This is a genomic window from Enterobacter sp. 61D5 (assembly GCF_034107965.1).
Taxonomy (GTDB): domain Bacteria; phylum Pseudomonadota; class Gammaproteobacteria; order Enterobacterales; family Enterobacteriaceae; genus Enterobacter; species Enterobacter cloacae_M.
In genome coordinates, this window is sequence record NZ_JAWNFK010000011.1 from 102,064 (window position 1) to 118,930 (window position 16,867).

The 16,867-nt window shown below is 53.6% G+C and carries 14 protein-coding genes and 2 tRNA genes; 5 read left to right on the plus strand and 11 right to left on the minus strand.

Annotated features, from left to right (window positions below; translation table 11 throughout):
- Positions 1-42: 42 nt before the first annotated feature.
- The 4 genes from infB to UTM25_RS12625 all read right to left on the minus strand — a co-directional run bounded on the left by infB (position 43) and on the right by UTM25_RS12625 (position 5,022).
- A complete protein-coding gene (gene infB / locus UTM25_RS12610) occupies positions 43-2,730 on the minus strand; it encodes a translation initiation factor IF-2 (RefSeq protein ID WP_023309335.1) in 2,688 nt (895 codons plus the stop codon).
- A 24-nt stretch (positions 2,731-2,754) separates the two neighbouring features.
- Complete coding sequence (nusA, locus tag UTM25_RS12615) at positions 2,755-4,257, minus strand: transcription termination factor NusA (protein WP_029739628.1); 1,503 nt, start codon at positions 4,255-4,257, stop codon at positions 2,755-2,757.
- A 28-nt stretch (positions 4,258-4,285) separates the two neighbouring features.
- Entirely contained in the window at positions 4,286-4,738 is a 453-nt protein-coding gene (rimP, locus tag UTM25_RS12620) for a ribosome maturation factor RimP (protein WP_014833432.1), read from the minus strand.
- Between the two features lie 207 nt (positions 4,739-4,945).
- A tRNA-Met gene (locus tag UTM25_RS12625) sits at positions 4,946-5,022 on the minus strand.
- Between the two features lie 287 nt (positions 5,023-5,309).
- Between UTM25_RS12625 and argG the strand changes: the two genes are divergently transcribed.
- Positions 5,310-6,656: an argininosuccinate synthase gene (argG, locus tag UTM25_RS12630; protein ID WP_194401324.1), complete on the plus strand. Its 1,347-nt coding sequence runs from the start codon at positions 5,310-5,312 to the stop codon at positions 6,654-6,656.
- A gap of 185 nt (positions 6,657-6,841) precedes the next feature.
- Here argG and UTM25_RS12635 read toward each other — a convergent pair.
- From UTM25_RS12635 to rlmE, 6 genes are all read right to left on the minus strand, one after another.
- Positions 6,842-6,928 (minus strand) — tRNA-Leu (locus UTM25_RS12635).
- Positions 6,929-6,937: 9 nt separating this feature from the next.
- Complete coding sequence (gene secG / locus UTM25_RS12640) at positions 6,938-7,270, minus strand: preprotein translocase subunit SecG (RefSeq protein ID WP_054829684.1); 333 nt, start codon at positions 7,268-7,270, stop codon at positions 6,938-6,940.
- Positions 7,271-7,493: 223 nt separating this feature from the next.
- Positions 7,494-8,831, minus strand: a complete 1,338-nt coding sequence (gene glmM, locus UTM25_RS12645) for a phosphoglucosamine mutase (protein WP_023309339.1) — start codon at positions 8,829-8,831, stop codon at positions 7,494-7,496.
- Positions 8,824-9,672: a dihydropteroate synthase gene (gene folP / locus UTM25_RS12650; protein WP_181593927.1), complete on the minus strand. Its 849-nt coding sequence runs from the start codon at positions 9,670-9,672 to the stop codon at positions 8,824-8,826. Before folP ends, glmM begins: the two co-directional genes overlap by 8 nt.
- A 98-nt stretch (positions 9,673-9,770) precedes the next feature.
- Positions 9,771-11,705 (minus strand): ATP-dependent zinc metalloprotease FtsH, encoded by a 1,935-nt coding sequence (gene ftsH / locus UTM25_RS12655; RefSeq protein ID WP_029739626.1) that lies wholly within the window; start codon positions 11,703-11,705, stop codon positions 9,771-9,773.
- A gap of 102 nt (positions 11,706-11,807) precedes the next feature.
- Positions 11,808-12,434 (minus strand): 23S rRNA (uridine(2552)-2'-O)-methyltransferase RlmE, encoded by a 627-nt coding sequence (gene rlmE / locus UTM25_RS12660; RefSeq protein WP_003861812.1) that lies wholly within the window; start codon positions 12,432-12,434, stop codon positions 11,808-11,810.
- 127 nt (positions 12,435-12,561) lie between these two features.
- On the opposite strand from rlmE, the gene yhbY reads away from it, so the two are divergent.
- Positions 12,562-12,855 carry a ribosome assembly RNA-binding protein YhbY gene (gene yhbY, locus UTM25_RS12665; protein ID WP_003861814.1) on the plus strand — a complete coding sequence of 98 codons (294 nt, stop codon included), beginning with the start codon at positions 12,562-12,564 and terminating at the stop codon, positions 12,853-12,855.
- A gap of 151 nt (positions 12,856-13,006) precedes the next feature.
- Here yhbY and greA read toward each other — a convergent pair whose 3' ends face one another.
- The gene (greA, locus tag UTM25_RS12670) at positions 13,007-13,483 is read right to left on the minus strand and encodes a transcription elongation factor GreA (protein ID WP_014171793.1); all 477 of its coding nucleotides are present in this window, start codon (positions 13,481-13,483) and stop codon (positions 13,007-13,009) included.
- Between the two features lie 228 nt (positions 13,484-13,711).
- On the opposite strand from greA, the gene dacB reads away from it, so the two are divergent.
- The 3 genes from dacB to pmrB are packed head-to-tail and all read left to right on the plus strand — an operon-like array spanning position 13,712 to position 16,850.
- Complete coding sequence (gene dacB, locus UTM25_RS12675) at positions 13,712-15,145, plus strand: serine-type D-Ala-D-Ala carboxypeptidase (protein WP_032659718.1); 1,434 nt, start codon at positions 13,712-13,714, stop codon at positions 15,143-15,145.
- Positions 15,146-15,147: 2 nt separating this feature from the next.
- Positions 15,148-15,810, plus strand: a complete 663-nt coding sequence (gene pmrA, locus UTM25_RS12680; protein ID WP_033146744.1) for a two-component system response regulator PmrA — start codon at positions 15,148-15,150, stop codon at positions 15,808-15,810.
- Complete coding sequence (gene pmrB, locus UTM25_RS12685; protein WP_023309344.1) at positions 15,807-16,850, plus strand: two-component system sensor histidine kinase PmrB; 1,044 nt, start codon at positions 15,807-15,809, stop codon at positions 16,848-16,850. The genes pmrA and pmrB overlap by 4 nt, the downstream gene beginning before the upstream one ends.
- The last annotated feature ends 17 nt before the right edge of the window (positions 16,851-16,867 follow it).

Sequence of the window (16,867 nt, forward strand, 5' to 3'; positions counted from 1 at the left end):
ATTGCCGGGTGGCGCGAGGCGATCCCGGCTTACAATCGGTAATTAAGCGATGGTACGCTGAATTTCGATGATCTCGAACACTTCGATCATATCGCCAACGCGAACGTCGTTGTAGTTCTTCACGCCGATACCACATTCCATGCCGTTACGGACTTCGTTAACGTCATCTTTGAAGCGGCGCAGGGATTCCAGCTCGCCTTCGTAGATAACCACGTTGTCACGCAGTACGCGGATTGGGTTGTGACGCTTGATGTTACCTTCGGTAACCATACAGCCCGCGATCGCACCGAATTTCGGTGATTTGAACACGTCACGTACTTCAGCCAGACCGATGATCTGCTGTTTCAGCTCAGGAGACAGCATGCCGCTCATCGCTGCTTTCACTTCGTCGATCAGGTTATAGATGACGGAGTAGTAGCGCAGATCCAGGCTTTCAGCTTCAATCACTTTACGCGCAGATGCATCCGCACGAACGTTGAAGCCAACCAGGATAGCGTTGGAGGCAGCAGCCAGGGTCGCGTCGGTTTCGGTGATACCACCTACGCCAGAACCGATGATCTTCACTTTCACTTCGTCGGTAGACAGTTTCAGCAAGGAGTCGGAGATCGCTTCCACAGAACCCTGAACGTCGGCTTTCAGAACGATGTTCACTTCGTGAACTTCGCCATCGGTCATGTTGGCAAACATGTTCTCGAGTTTAGATTTCTGCTGACGAGCCAGTTTAACTTCACGGAATTTACCCTGACGATACAGTGCCACTTCACGCGCTTTCTTCTCGTCACGCACCACGGTCACTTCGTCACCGGCAGCCGGAACCCCGGACAGACCCAGGATTTCCACTGGAATGGACGGACCTGCTTCCAGCACTTCCTGACCCAGTTCGTTACGCATCGCACGAACACGACCGTATTCGAAACCGCACAGAACGATATCGCCTTTATGCAGCGTACCTTCGCGAACCAGAACGGTAGCAACCGGGCCACGTCCTTTATCGAGGAAGGATTCGATAACCGCACCGCTCGCCATACCGTTACGGATGGCTTTCAGCTCCAGAACTTCGGCCTGCAGCAGGATCGCGTCCAGCAGTTCGTCGATACCGGTACCCGCTTTCGCAGACACGTGTACGAACTGGCTTTCGCCGCCCCACTCTTCCGGCAGAATACCGTACTGGGAAAGTTCGTTTTTAACACGATCGGGATCCGCTTCTGGCTTATCGATCTTGTTCACTGCAACCACAACCGGCACACCTGCTGCTTTCGCGTGCTGGATAGCTTCGATGGTCTGCGGCATGACGCCGTCGTCTGCAGCAACAACCAGAACAACGATATCCGTCGCCTGAGCACCACGAGCACGCATTGAGGTAAACGCGGCGTGGCCCGGAGTATCCAGGAAGGTGATCATACCGTTGTCAGTTTCTACGTGGTAAGCACCGATGTGCTGGGTAATACCACCCGCTTCACCAGAGGCAACCTTAGTAGAACGAATGTAGTCAAGCAGAGAGGTTTTACCGTGGTCAACGTGACCCATGATAGTCACAACCGGTGCACGCGGTTCAGCCGCAGCACCAGTATCACGGTCGCTCATTACTGCTTCTTCCAGCTCGTTTTCACGACGCAGGATAACTTTGTGGCCCATCTCTTCAGCAACCAGCTGTGCGGTTTCCTGATCGATGACCTGGTTGATGGTCGCCATGGCACCCAGCTTCATCATTGCTTTGATGACCTGAGAGCCTTTAACCGCCATCTTGTTCGCCAGTTCGCCAACGGTAATGGTTTCGCCGATCACAACGTCACGGTTAACGGCCTGAGCCGGCTTCTGGAAGCCCTGCTGCAGCGCGGAACCTTTACGCTTGCCGCCTTTACCACCGCGAACAGCCGCGCGTGCTTCTTCACGGTCAGCTTTGGATTCAGCGTGCTTGTTGCCTTTTTTCGCCGGACGCGCTGCTTTTGCATTACGGCCACGGCCACGGCCGCCTTCTACTTCACGGTCGTTATCATCTTCAGCCTGACGGGCATGCTGAGAAGTGGTCACGTGATAGTCGCTGGTGTCTTCAGTCGGCTCAACGGTATTCACACCATTCTTCTCGTTTTCTTCTGCCATACGGCGCGCTTCTTCGGCGACGCGGCGAGCTTCTTCTTCCAGCTTACGGCGGGCTTCTTCTTCCGCTTTACGCTTCAGCTCGGCAGCTTCATTTTCACGGCGGGCTTTTTCAGCCTGGGCGGTTTTGGTCATTTCGTCTGTCTGTTGATTGCTCACTTTGTCTTTTTCCGCAGCGTCACGCTTCACTTTATCACTTGCGTCGCGTTTCGCTTTTTCTGCGGCCTCACGTTCAGCTTTTAATTCTGCTTCACGTTTGGCGGCTGCTTCCGCCTCACGCTGAGCTTGTTCTTCCGCTTCACGCTGTGCCTGCTCTTCCGCGGCAAGGCGTTCTGCCTCTTGCGGATCACGTTTTACAAAGGTGCGCGTCTTGCGGACTTCAATTTGTACCGATTTGCTTTTGCCACCGGTACCAGGGATGTTTAACGTGCTGCGCGTTTTGCGCTGCAGCGTTAACTTGTCAGGCGTAGAACCGTGTTCACGGTTCAGGTGCGTTAACAAGGTTTGTTTTTCTTGCGCGGTCACCGAGTCATCAGCGGACTTCGGGATCCCTGCATCAGCAAATTGCTGTACCAGGCGGTCCACGGAGGTCTGAATCTCAGCAGCCAGCGATTTTACAGTTACATCAGTCATGCTGTTCCTTCCTGCTACAGTTTATTACGCTTCGTCGCCGAACCAGCAAATATTACGTGCGGCCATGATGAGCTCGCCGGCTTTCTCGTCGGTTAAACCTTCGATATCAGCCAGGTCATCAACGCCTTGCTCAGCGAGATCTTCCAGCGTACAAACACCACGGGCAGCCAGCTTGAACGCAATCGCACGATCAAGACCTTCCAGATTCAGCAGGTCATCAGCCGGCTTCTTATCGCCAAGGCTTTCTTCCTGAGCCAGTGCCAGGGTGGTCAGTGCGTTTTTAGCGCGTTCACGCAGGGCTTCAACGGTTGGTTCATCCAGACCGTCAATTTCCAGCAGCTCTTTCATTGGCACATAGGCCAGTTCTTCCAGCGTAGAGAAACCTTCTTCAACCAGAACAGTGGCGAAGTCTTCGTCAATATCCAGGTATTTAGTGAAGGTATCGATCGCCGCATGGGCTTCAGCCTGATGCTTAGCCTGCAGGTCATCAACGGTCATTACGTTGAGTTCCCAGCCGCTCAGCTGTGACGCCAGGCGTACGTTCTGACCGTTACGGCCGATTGCCTGCGCCAGGTTGCCCGCTTCAACAGCGATATCCATGGTGTGTTTGTCTTCGTCAACAACGATAGACGCCACATCAGCTGGAGCCATTGCGTTGATCACGAACTGCGCCGGGTTGTCATCCCACAGAACGATATCAATACGTTCGCCGCCCAGCTCAGTAGAAACTGCCTGGACACGCGCACCGCGCATACCGACGCAAGCACCGACCGGGTCGATACGCTTGTCGTTGGTTTTCACCGCAATTTTCGCACGGGAGCCCGGATCGCGAGCCGCCGCTTTAATCTCGATAACTTCTTCACCGATTTCCGGCACTTCGATACGGAACAGTTCTACAAGCATTTCTGGTTTAGAACGGGTCACGAACAGCTGTGCACCACGCGCTTCAGGACGAACGGCGTACAGAACACCGCGAATACGGTCGCCTGGGCGGAAGTTTTCACGCGGCAGCATATCTTCACGCAGGATCACGGCTTCAGCGTTACCCGGCAACCCTTCGGATTTGATCTCCAGGGAGATGTTGTCGCGGTTCACTTTCTTCACCACGCCGGTGATGATTTCGCCTTCCTGATCGCGGAACTGATCGACAACCAGCGCGCGCTCGGCTTCGCGCACTTTCTGCACGATAACCTGTTTAGCGGTCTGAGTCGTGATACGGTCGAAGGTCACAGATTCAATCTGATCTTCAACGTACTCACCCACGTTCAGACTTTCGTCTTCAAAACGGGCGGCTTCAAGCGTGATCTCTTTGGTCGGCTGGGTCACTTCTTCAACGATTACCCAACGACGGAATGTATCGAAGTCACCGCTTTTACGATCGATTTCTACGCGAACATCGATCTCTTGTTCGTATTTTTTCTTGGTTGCTGTAGCCAGTGCACTTTCCAGCGCTTCGAAAATCTTCTCACGCGGCAGTGATTTCTCGTTGGAGACGGCTTCAACAACAGCCAAAATTTCTTTGTTCATCGCGGGCTTTTCACCTCAATCCAGACTGTTAAAAGTGGGGAACCAGGTTCGCCTTCTGGATATTACTCAGCGCGAACACTTCATCTTTGCCTTCGACTGTCACCGTGATCATTTCACCATCAACGGCTTTGATAATTCCCTGCCATTTACGGCGGTTCTGTACGGCCATACGCAGAACGAGAGCCACTTCTTCACCGGTAAAGCGCACATAGTGCTCGGCCGTGAACATCGGGCGATCGAGGCCAGGTGAGGAAACTTCCAGGTTGTACGCAACGGTAATCGGGTCTTCAACATCAAGAACCGCACTCACCTGGTGGCTGACATCAGCACAATCATCAACATTGATGCCATCTTCACTATCAATATAGATGCGCAGCGTCGATGTACGGCCGCGAACGAATTCGATGCCGACCAGTTCGTAGCCCAGTGCTTCGACCGGTGCAGTAATCATCTCTGTTAATTTTTGCTCTAATGTGGACAAGCCCACCCCCAAGACATAAAAAAAGGGCGTAAAGCCCAGTTATTCTGTAGTCAGATAACAAAAAACCCCGATAAATCGGGGCTTTAGATAACTGAACCCTATAGCCACAACTGTGGCCTGGAGCACTTTCCGAAAGAATTTTTTCAAATCCAGCTACGAAGGCTCTAAGTCTTCACAGTATATTTGAAAAAGAACTTTATGGGAAAGTGGTTGCGGGGGCCGGATTTGAACCGACGACCTTCGGGTTATGAGCCCGACGAGCTACCAGGCTGCTCCACCCCGCGCCTGAAACGTGGCAAATTCTACGCGTTTTGGACAGAATTTGCAAATAATGCTGGGATTTGGTACCGAAGACGGGACGTAAAATCGGCGTTTAGTATATTGATAGTTGACCCCACCTGTCAACCCAACTTCCGCCAGATCAATTAGACCAAAATTTTTACAAAAAACGCACGACTCTCTTCCGGTCTTCGCCAAAAGATGATTAAATGAATACTCACTTATTTTGCATAAAAATGCACAAGAGAGCGAAAGCGGTCTCTAATCAGTCAATCAAGCAGGGTTTTATTCTATGACGACGATTCTCAAGCATCTTCCGGTTGGACAACGTATTGGCATCGCTTTCTCAGGTGGCCTGGATACCAGCGCTGCACTGCTGTGGATGCGCCAGAAGGGAGCGGTTCCGTATGCCTATACTGCGAACCTGGGTCAGCCGGATGAGGACGACTACGATGCCATTCCTCGTCGCGCTAAAGAGTATGGTGCAGAGAACGCGCGCCTGATTGACTGCCGTAAGCAACTGGTCGCTGAAGGTATCGCGGCTATTCAGTGCGGTGCGTTCCATAACACCACCGGCGGCCTGACCTATTTCAACACCACCCCGCTGGGCCGTGCGGTCACCGGCACCATGCTGGTTGCGGCGATGAAAGAAGACGGCGTCAACATCTGGGGTGACGGTAGCACCTATAAAGGTAACGATATTGAACGTTTCTATCGCTATGGCCTGCTGACCAACGCCGAACTGCAGATCTACAAGCCGTGGCTGGATACCGACTTCATCGACGAGCTGGGTGGCCGCCATGAGATGTCCGAGTTTATGATCGCCTGCGGTTTCGACTATAAGATGTCTGTCGAGAAAGCTTACTCCACTGACTCCAACATGCTGGGTGCGACGCACGAAGCGAAAGACCTGGAATTCCTGAACTCAAGCGTGAAGATCGTTAACCCGATCATGGGCGTGAAGTTCTGGGACGAGAACGTCAAAATCCAGGCTGAAGAAGTTACCGTACGTTTCGAACGCGGCCATCCGGTTGCGCTGAACGGTAAAACTTTCTCAGACGATGTTGAGCTGATGCTGGAAGCTAACCGTATTGGCGGTCGTCACGGTCTGGGCATGAGCGATCAGATTGAAAACCGCATCATCGAAGCAAAAAGCCGTGGCATCTATGAAGCCCCGGGAATGGCGCTGCTGCACATCGCTTACGAGCGTCTGCTGACCGGCATTCACAATGAAGACACCATTGAGCAGTATCACTCTCATGGCCGTCAGCTGGGTAAACTGCTGTATCAGGGCCGCTGGTTCGATCCACAGGCGCTGATGCTGCGTGATGCGCTGCAGCGTTGGGTGGCAAGCGCAATCACCGGTGAAGTAACGCTGGAACTGCGTCGCGGCAACGACTACTCCATCCTGAACACCGTGTCTGACAACCTGACCTATAAAGCAGAGCGTCTGACCATGGAGAAAGGTGAATCCGTGTTCTCGCCGGACGATCGTATCGGTCAGCTGACCATGCGTAACCTGGACATCACCGATACCCGCGAGAAGCTATTCAACTATGTTGAGAATGGCCTGCTCTCAGCGAATTCCGATAACGGTCTGCCGCAGGTTGAAAACCTGGAGCACAGCGATAAGAAGTAATCGCTGATATAACGTGCAAAAGGCGTCCTATGGACGCCTTTTTTGTGCACTTTCGTAGGGCGGGTAAGCGCAGCGTCACCCGCCATTTTGCCCGGTGGCGCTGCGCTTACCGGGCCTACAAAACCACACCTCAGAATATGCAGACGAAAAAAAAGACGCCTTTCGACGTCTTTCTTCTGGAATATTGGTACCGAGGATGGGACTCGAACCCACAAGCCCGTTAGGGCACTACCACCTCAAGGTAGCGTGTCTACCAATTCCACCACCTCGGTACAGAATACTTAGTGCGGGATATCGCTGGCTGGCTTAGCCGGTGCAGCTGGCTGAGTTTGCTCAGTTTTCGCTGGCGCGCTCAGGTTTTCCCACTCGCTTCCTTTGCTGGTCTTGTTGCTGTTGATATTGCCAAGCACCAGACTGATGATGAAGAACAGCGTAGCCAGAATCGCCGTTGTGCGGGTCATGAAGTTCGCAGAACCACTTGAACCGAACAGCGTACCGGAAGCGCCTGCTCCGAAGGAGGCTCCCATATCAGCGCCTTTACCTTGCTGCAGCATAATCAGCGCTACGAGAGCGATGGCTACAATAAGGAAAACAACTAAAAGAGCTTCGTACATAATCAACCTGTTCCTTGCGGATTTGCCGCATACCAATGCTTCGACCAATTAGCAGGATTTTTGTTTCCCACTGAAGCGGGTGTGAATACTAACCAAAGCGAATGACCTTCGCAAGGGCATTTTTGACGCATTGTATCAACTGCGGAAAAAAACAGCAAAAAGCCATTAATTGCTTAAAACAAAGGCGACAAAAGCCGCCTTTTTATACATTTAGCGTGCACAATTATGCCGCTTTCACAGCATCCGCAATACGGTGTGCAAATTCGGTTACCTGCGCTTCGTCTTCACCTTCCACCATCACGCGGATCAGCGGTTCAGTACCGGACTTACGCAGCAGCACACGCCCACGATTGCCCAGGGCCGCTTCAACGTCAGCCATCACCGCTTTAACGTTCTCATTTTCCAGCGGATCGCCTTTACCGGCAGTGAAGCGTACGTTTACCAGGATCTGTGGGAACATTTTCATCCCGCTGCACAGATCGTGCAGGCTCATATGGTTGCGCGCCATCGCGGCAACCACCTGCAGCGCGGCCACGATACCGTCACCGGTGGTGGTTTTATCGAGCAGGATCACGTGACCCGAGTTTTCTGCGCCGATGCGCCAGCCCTTCTCCTGCAATTTTTCCAGCACATAGCGGTCACCCACTTTCGCACGGACAAACGGAATACCGAGCTGTTTCAGCGCCAGTTCCAGGCCCATGTTACTCATCAGCGTGCCCACCGCACCGCCGCGCAGCTGGCCCTGACGCAGGCCCTCACGGGCAATGATGTAGAGGATCTGATCGCCGTCGACCTTGTTACCTTCGTGGTCGACCATGATCACGCGGTCGCCGTCGCCGTCCAGCGCAATGCCCAGGTCGGCTTTCTCTGCCAGAACACGCGCCTGCAGGGCACGAACATCAGTTGCCCCCACCTGCTCGTTAATGTTCAGACCATCCGGCTCGCAGCCAATGGTGATGACTTTCGCACCCAGTTCGCGGAAGACATTCGGGGCGATGTGGTAGGTCGCGCCGTTTGCACAGTCCACCACAATTTTGAGGTGAGCCAGGCTTAGCTCATTCGGGAAGGTGCCTTTACAGAATTCGATATAACGGCCCGCCGCATCAACGATACGGTTAGCTTTACCCAGCTCTGCGGAATCAACGCAGGTGATCTCTTTTTCCATTTCGGCTTCAATGGCTTCTTCCACGTCATCCGGGAGCTTGGTGCCGTCAATGGAGAAGAATTTAATGCCGTTGTCGTAGAACGGGTTATGAGAAGCTGAGATAACAATCCCCGCTTCCGCACGGAAGGTACGCGTCAGATACGCGACTGCAGGCGTTGGCATTGGGCCCGTAAAGGACGCGGACAGTCCAGCCGCCGCCAGACCCGCTTCCAGCGCTGATTCCAGCATATAGCCGGAAATACGGGTGTCTTTACCGATAATGATCTTACGGGAACCATGACGCGCCAGCACTTTGCCAGCAGCCCATCCGAGCTTCAGGACAAAATCAGGGGTGATGGGAGCATCGCCTACACGCCCACGGATACCATCGGTACCAAAATACTTACGATTACTCATAGCGTTTGTTTTCCTTCGCTGCCAGTGTGGCTTCCACCACACGCATGGCTTCTACTGTTTCTTTGACGTCATGGACACGAATAATGTGCGCGCCCTGCATCGCCGCAATCACCGCGCAGGCCAGGCTGCCGCTCAGGCGTTCGCTCGGCCCCACGTTCAGCAACTGCCCAATCATCGACTTTCTCGACATCCCCACCAGCAGCGGCAGGTCAAAGTGATGGAATTCCGATAAGCGCGCAAGCAACGCATAATTGTGGGAGAGATTTTTACCGAAACCGAACCCCGGGTCGAGCAACAATTTCTCTTTTGGGATACCTGCACGTTCACAGCGCGCGATATGCTCAATAAAGAAGCGATTCACGTCGGCAAAGACATCATCATACCTCGGTGCTTCCTGCATGGTTTTCGGTTGGCCCTGCATGTGCATCAGGCATACCGGTAATCCCGTCTCTGCCGCAGCTTCCAGTGCGCCGGGCTCAGTGAGCGAGCGAATATCATTGATAATGTGAGCGCCCACTCTCGCCACTTCACGAATCACCTCGGGTTTAGAGGTATCAACGGAGATCCACACTTCAAACCGCTGCGCGATAGCTTCAACCACCGGCACCACGCGCGCCAGCTCTTCTTCCACAGACACATCCGCCGCACCGGGACGCGTCGATTCACCACCAACGTCAATGATGGTGGCACCCGCATTAATCATTAAATTCGCGTGCTTAACCGCCTCGATAAGCGTGTTATGCGTGCCGCCGTCAGAGAAAGAGTCAGGGGTAACATTCAGGATCCCCATCACATGGGGATGTGAAAGATCGAGATGCGAGTCCTGAGCGAATAATTTCATGGCGAAATCCCTGGTATCTATATCGTTAAACAGAAATGAAAAACCCCGGAGCAAGCTCCAGGGTTTGAGTTACAGACAAACGCTTCAACAGCAGTGGCTTACTTATCGCCCAACTGTTCTGACATGGTGTTGCCCGGGTTTGGCGTACGCGGTTCATCAACCGGACGCGGCGCACGCGGGGTGCCATTGTTGTCAGAATTATTGGAAGCGCCTGGGTCTTCCCAGCCCGCTGGCGGACGCACTTCACGGCGCGCCATCAGGTCGTCAATCTGCGGTGCATCGATGGTCTCATATTTCATGAGCGCATCTTTCATCGAATGCAGGATGTCCATATTGTCGGTCAGGATCTGGCGTGCACGTGCGTAGTTACGCTCTACCAGAGATTTTACTTCCTGATCGATGATACGAGCCGTCTCATCGGACATATGTTTCGCTTTAGCCACAGAACGGCCCAGGAATACTTCACCCTCTTCCTCTGCATACAGCAGCGGACCGAGTTTGTCGGAGAAGCCCCACTGCGTCACCATGTTACGCGCCAGGTTTGTCGCAACTTTAATGTCGTTGGACGCACCGGTAGAAACATGTTCCACACCGTAGATAATCTCTTCTGCCAGACGACCGCCGTACAGGGTAGAAATCTGACTTTCCAGCTTCTGGCGGCTGGCGCTGATCGCGTCGCCTTCAGGCAGGAAGAAGGTCACACCCAGCGCACGACCACGCGGAATAATCGTCACTTTATGCACCGGATCGTGTTCCGGCACGAGGCGACCGATAATCGCGTGACCCGCTTCGTGGTATGCGGTGGACTCTTTCTGCGCTTCCGTCATCACCATAGAGCGACGTTCCGCACCCATCATGATTTTGTCTTTCGCTTTCTCGAACTCCACCATCGATACGACGCGCTTGTTACCGCGAGCGGCAAACAGAGCTGCTTCGTTGACCAGGTTCGCCAGGTCCGCGCCGGAGAAGCCTGGGGTACCGCGCGCAATGATTGCCGCGTCGATATCTGGCGCCAGCGGTACGCGACGCATGTGAACTTTCAGAATCTGTTCACGGCCGCGAACGTCCGGCAGACCCACAACAACCTGACGGTCGAAACGGCCTGGACGCAGCAGCGCAGGGTCAAGTACGTCAGGACGGTTAGTCGCCGCGATAACGATGATACCTTCGTTACCTTCGAAGCCGTCCATCTCAACCAGCATCTGGTTCAGCGTCTGTTCACGTTCATCGTGACCACCGCCCAGACCGGCGCCACGCTGGCGGCCTACGGCGTCGATTTCATCGATGAAGATAATGCACGGTGCTGCCTTCTTGGCCTGCTCGAACATGTCACGCACACGAGATGCACCGACACCCACGAACATTTCGACGAAGTCAGAACCTGAAATAGTAAAGAACGGCACCTTCGCTTCACCTGCGATGGCTTTCGCCAGCAGGGTTTTACCGGTACCCGGAGGGCCAACCATCAGCACGCCTTTCGGGATCTTACCGCCCAGCTTCTGGAAACGGCTCGGTTCACGCAGGTATTCAACCAGTTCACCCACCTCTTCTTTCGCTTCGTCACAACCGGCGACGTCAGCGAAAGTAGTCTTGATCTGGTCTTCCGTCAGCATACGCGCCTTGCTCTTACCGAACGACATGGCACCTTTGCCACCGCCGCCCTGCATCTGACGCATAAAGAAGATCCAGACGCCAATAAGAAGCAGCATCGGGAACCAGGAAATGAAGATAGAAGCCAGCAGGCTTGGTTCTTCTGGCGGCTCACCTACCACCTTGACGTTTTTGGTCAGAAGGTTATCAAGCAGCTTAGGATCGTTCACCGGGATGTAAGTCGTGTAACGGTTACTATCTTTCTTGGTAACGTTGATCTCACGTCCGTTGATACGCGCTTCGCGAACCTGGTCCTGATTGACCTCCTGCAGGAAGGTAGAATAATCCACCTTGCGGCCATTCGACTCGCTGGGCCCAAAGCTCTGGAATACTGACATCAGCACAACGGCAATGACCAGCCAGAGTATTAGGTTTTTCGCCATGTCACTCAAGGGATTAACCTCATATTACAACTGTGTTAAAAACAGCGTCAGGATACTCTATATCCAGTTTCATTCAAACTTTCGCCTGAAATCTACCGGTTATCATTTTCGCCCGGTCGCTACAATATACACTTCTCGGGAACGGGCCCGGGAAGAGTCCGGCTTACGAACTTTAACCTTCGCAAACAGGGAGCGAATTTCCTTAAGATACTCCTCGAAACCTTCGCCCTGAAACACCTTCACAACAAAACTACCACCAGGCGCTAGTACATCACGACACATTTCTAACGCTAGCTCCACCAGATACATGGCGCGGGGGATATCCACCGCCGGTGTTCCGCACATATTTGGTGCCATATCTGACATGACAACCTGGACCTTACTATCACCTACACGATCAAGTAACGCTTTCAGCACTAATTCATCACGAAAGTCGCCCTGAAGGAAGTCGACACCGACGATGGGATCCATTGGTAAAAGATCGCACGCGATGATTCGGCCCGTTCCGCCGATCTGCGTTACCGCATACTGGGACCATCCGCCAGGTGCCGCACCGAGGTCAACAACCGTCATCCCCGGCTTAAAAAGTTTGTCACTTTGCTGTATTTCATCAAGTTTAAACCAGGCACGGGAACGTAACCCCTTTTTCTGTGCCTGTTGAACATATTTATCGCTAAAGTGTTCCTGAAGCCAGCGGCTGGAGCTGGCAGAACGCTTTTTACCTGTCATTTAACATTTCCGTCCTGGTTCATCGTTACCTGCCTGTGACGTAAATTTCTACGCAGCTATTTGGCGATATAAGGGAGATGGCGGTAGAATGAACCGTTTTCAATCCCAACGTAAGCAAAAATATACGATGAATCTGAGTACTAAACAAAAACAGCACCTTAAAGGTCTGGCACATCCGCTCAAGCCTGTAGTGATGCTTGGCAACAATGGTTTGACCGAAGGGGTGCTTGCCGAGATTGAACAAGCGCTGGAACACCACGAGCTGATCAAGGTGAAAATCGCCTCTGAAGACAGAGACACTAAAAACCTGATCGTGGAAGCCATCGTGCGCGAAACCGGCGCCTGTAATGTACAGGTCATCGGTAAAACGCTGGTGCTCTACCGCCCATCTAAAGAGCGTAAAATCTCGCTGCCACGCTAAGGATATCCTGAATCAAACACATTTTCTGTGTGAAACGAGGGATTTCTGTCAGCAGGCGAGCAAAATGCCATGCTCCTTGAGTTGATAAAAGGCCGCTATGCGGCCTTTTTCTTTTCTTTACAATGTATCAACATCTCAGTAGAGAAGCGAATTACAGGTATTCAACCTTGATAATTTCGTATTCCACTTCACCGCCAGGGGTGCGGATGGTGACAACATCGTCCTGCTCTTTGCCAATCAGGCCGCGAGCAATCGGAGAGTTCACTGAAATCAGGTTCTGTTTGAAGTCTGCTTCATCATCACCCACGATGCGATAGGTCTGCTCTTCGTCGTTGTCCAGGTTCAGCACGGTCACGGTAGAACCAAAGATCACACGCCCATTATTAGGCATTTTGGTGATATCGATAACCTGTGCATTGGACAGTTTTGCTTCGATATCTTTAATACGCCCTTCACAGAAGCCCTGCTGCTCACGCGCTGCGTGGTATTCAGCGTTCTCTTTCAGGTCGCCATGCTCGCGCGCATCCGCGATAGCGGCGATGATTTCAGGACGACGCACGGATTTCAGGAAATCCAGCTCTTCGCGCAGTTTTTCGGCACCACGTAAGGTCATCGGAATAGCTTGCATTTGTTATACCTCTTAAACATTCCTGTTGGGAGCAGTGTTCCCTGCTCCTGCCCCCCTAAGCGGGCAAGAAGCAAAAAGAAAACCGACCCGGGAGCAATGCCCCAGGTCAGCAGCAATTTTTCAATTTGATATGCATTTTACCGCGAAGTTCACTATGGGTCATCGTTTACTTTGCAGTGCCATGCACCGTAGTATGACGGTTTGTTTTCGGGTTGTTAGCGCGAGATTATGCGATTTTCCAGATTTATCATCGGATTGACTACCAGTATAACGTTCACCGCCCAGGCCGCGAATGTTGATGAGTACATTAATCAGCTCCCCGCAGGCGCGAACCTTGCACTGATGGTGCAGAAGGTTGGCGCACAGGCTCCCGAGATTGACTATCACAGTCAACAGATGGCGCTGCCTGCCAGTACCCAAAAGGTGATCACTGCCCTCGCCGCCCTGCTCCAGCTCGGGCCTGACTTCCGTTTTACGACCACACTCGAGACCAAAGGTAACGTCGAGGGTGGCGAACTGAAAGGCGATCTTATCGCCCGTTTTGGCGGCGATCCGACCTTTAAGCGACAGGATATCCGCAATATGGTTGCGGTACTGAAAAAATCTGGCGTACAGAAAATTGATGGCAATGTGCTGATCGACACATCCATCTTTGCCAGCCACGATAAAGCCCCAGGCTGGCCGTGGAACGACATGACCCAATGTTTTAGCGCCCCACCCGCCGCCGCGATTGTTGACCGTAACTGCTTCTCGGTTTCGCTTTACAGCGCGCCAAAGCCAGATGATTTAGCGTTTATCCGCATAGCATCCTACTACCCGGTAACAATGTTTAGCCAGGTCCGAACGCTGGCGAAAGGCTCCCCGGATGCGCAATATTGTGAGCTGGACGTCGTGCCGGGCGATCTGAACCGCTTCACGCTTACCGGCTGCCTGACGCAGCGCGCCGATCCGCTGCCGCTGGCCTTTGCGATACAGGATGGTGCAAGCTATGCGGGTGCCATTCTGAAAGATGAACTAAAACAAGCGGGCATAACCTACACCGGCACTCTGCTTCGCCAGACGCAGGTTAACCAGCCCGGCACGGTCATCGCCAGCAAACAGTCTCCGCCGCTGCACGATTTACTGCGAATCATGCTGAAAAAGTCTGACAACATGATTGCCGACACCGTGTTCCGCATGATTGGCCACGCGCGTTTCGGCGTGCCGGGAACCTGGCGCGCGGGTTCAGACGCCGTTCGTCAGATCCTGCGCCAGCAGGCCGGGATCGAGCTGGGTAATACCATCGCCGTCGATGGATCCGGATTATCGCGTCATAATTTGATCTCTCCGGCCACGATGATGCAGGTGCTTCAGTACATTGCACAGCATGACACTGAGCTAAACTTTATTTCAATGCTGCCGCTGGCCGGGCATGACGGTTCGCTGCAGTATCGCGCCGGGCTTCACGCTGCCGGCGTGGATGGCAAAGTATCCGCTAAGACAGGCTCGCTGCAGGGGGTTTACAACCTTGCAGGCTTCATCACTACCGCCAGCGGACAACGCATGGCATTCGTGCAGTATCTTTCCGGCTATGCCGTCGAACCGACCGACCAGCGCAATCGTCGTATTCCGCTTGTTCGCTTCGAAAGCAGGCTTTATAAGGACATCTACCAGAATAACTAGCGATGAAACTACTCATAGTTGAAGACGATCTGTTATTGCAGGAAGGGCTGGCGCTGGGGCTGGCCAATGAAGGGTATGCCCTTGACTGTGCTGGCACCGCAGCGGAGGCGGACGCCCTGATCCAGAGCGGCGAATACAGTCTGGTGATCCTCGATTTGGGCTTGCCTGATAAAGACGGCGCCACGCTGCTCAGCCAGTGGCGACGCCGCGGTATCGCCAACCCGGTGTTGATCCTGACGGCACGCGATGCCATTGAGGATCGTATCACCGGCCTTGATGCAGGCGCAGATGATTACCTAGTGAAGCCTTTTGCGCTTGCGGAGCTGCAGGCTCGGGTGCGAGCGTTGATTCGCCGCTATCAGGGCCATAGTGATAACTTACTGACCGACGGCGATATTACGCTGAATCTGCAAACCCAGCAGGTACTGCGCCGGGATCAGGCGGTAGAGGTGACGCCAAAAGAGTTCGCCCTGCTTACGCGTCTGATCATGCGCAGCGGGCAAACGGTGCACAGAGAAACGCTCCAGCAGGATATCTACTCCTGGCAGGACGACCCGGGGTCAAATACCCTTGAAGTTCACATTCACAACCTGCGTCGCAAGCTCGGCAAGGACAGAATCAAAACCGTCCGTGGCGTTGGCTATCGCCTTGAGAGCCAGAAATGAACAGCATGCGTCGGCGTTTGATGGTGCTGCTGGCGGTTATTCTCTTATTTTTCCAGCTGATAAGCGTCATCTGGCTGTGGCATGAAAGCCGTGAGCAGATTGGTTTTCTGGTGAATGAAACGCTGTCGGCAAAAGCCCGCAATAACCATGTCGAAAAAGAGATCCGCGAGGCGATCGCTTCCCTTCTCGTCCCTTCTCTGGTGATGGTCGGTTTCACGCTGCTGTTTTCATTCTGGGCGGTCACCTGGATAACCCGACCGCTGAATAAACTGCGTGACAGCCTGGCTAACCGTTCGGCGGATAACTTAACTCCGCTTCCTATGTATTCCGACATGGAAGAAATAGGCGCGGTGACAACCTCCCTGAACCAGCTGCTCGCCCGGCTGGACAATACTATTCAGCAGGAGCGTCTCTTCACCGCTGACGCCGCACACGAGCTTAGAACGCCCCTTGCCGGTATCCGGCTTCATCTGGAGCTTATGGCGCAGTCAGGCGCACCACAGGCCGCGACGTTAATTAGCCGTATAGATCAGCTCATGCATACCGTCGAACAGCTGCTGATGCTGGCCCGTGCCGGACAGGCAATGGCCAGCGGACACTACGAAACCGTGAGCTGGACGGAAAATATCATTGAACCTCTCGGCCTGGGCCATGAAGCCAAAGAGCATACGGTGATTTGGCCTGCTAAAAGCGCGCTTACGGTTCAGGGAGACGCCGTGCTCCTGCGTCTGATGCTGCGCAACCTGCTGGAGAATGCGGGGCGCTACAGCCCGGCAGGGACAACGATTACAGTGACATTAACCGGGGTCGACGGGGGAACGCAGATTAGCGTGATCGATCAGGGCCCCGGTATTGATGAAGCGCACCGACAGTCAATTACCGAGCCATTCCGCCGTCTTGACCAGCGCTACGGTGGCAGCGGTCTGGGCCTGAGTATCGTGCAGCGCATCGTGCAGCTCCACCACGGCAGGTTGACGCTTGAGAATGGCGCTGAAGGTGGTTTGATCGCCAGCTGCTGGCTACCCGCAACGCTGGAATAAAAAAAGCCCCCATAATG

Coding starts and splice junctions, on each gene's coding strand:
- infB (WP_023309335.1), bottom strand. CDS start 2,730: ATGACTGATGTAACTGTAAAATCGCTGGCTGCTGAGATTCAGACCTCC.
- nusA (WP_029739628.1), bottom strand. CDS start 4,257: ATGAACAAAGAAATTTTGGCTGTTGTTGAAGCCGTCTCCAACGAGAAA.
- argG (WP_194401324.1), top strand. CDS start 5,310: ATGACGACGATTCTCAAGCATCTTCCGGTTGGACAACGTATTGGCATC.
- secG (WP_054829684.1), bottom strand. CDS start 7,270: ATGTACGAAGCTCTTTTAGTTGTTTTCCTTATTGTAGCCATCGCTCTC.
- glmM (WP_023309339.1), bottom strand. CDS start 8,831: ATGAGTAATCGTAAGTATTTTGGTACCGATGGTATCCGTGGGCGTGTA.
- folP (WP_181593927.1), bottom strand. CDS start 9,672: ATGAAATTATTCGCTCAGGACTCGCATCTCGATCTTTCACATCCCCAT.
- ftsH (WP_029739626.1), bottom strand. CDS start 11,705: ATGGCGAAAAACCTAATACTCTGGCTGGTCATTGCCGTTGTGCTGATG.
- rlmE (WP_003861812.1), bottom strand. CDS start 12,434: ATGACAGGTAAAAAGCGTTCTGCCAGCTCCAGCCGCTGGCTTCAGGAA.
- yhbY (WP_003861814.1), top strand. CDS start 12,562: ATGAATCTGAGTACTAAACAAAAACAGCACCTTAAAGGTCTGGCACAT.
- greA (WP_014171793.1), bottom strand. CDS start 13,483: ATGCAAGCTATTCCGATGACCTTACGTGGTGCCGAAAAACTGCGCGAA.
- dacB (WP_032659718.1), top strand. CDS start 13,712: ATGCGATTTTCCAGATTTATCATCGGATTGACTACCAGTATAACGTTC.
- pmrA (WP_033146744.1), top strand. CDS start 15,148: ATGAAACTACTCATAGTTGAAGACGATCTGTTATTGCAGGAAGGGCTG.
- pmrB (WP_023309344.1), top strand. CDS start 15,807: ATGAACAGCATGCGTCGGCGTTTGATGGTGCTGCTGGCGGTTATTCTC.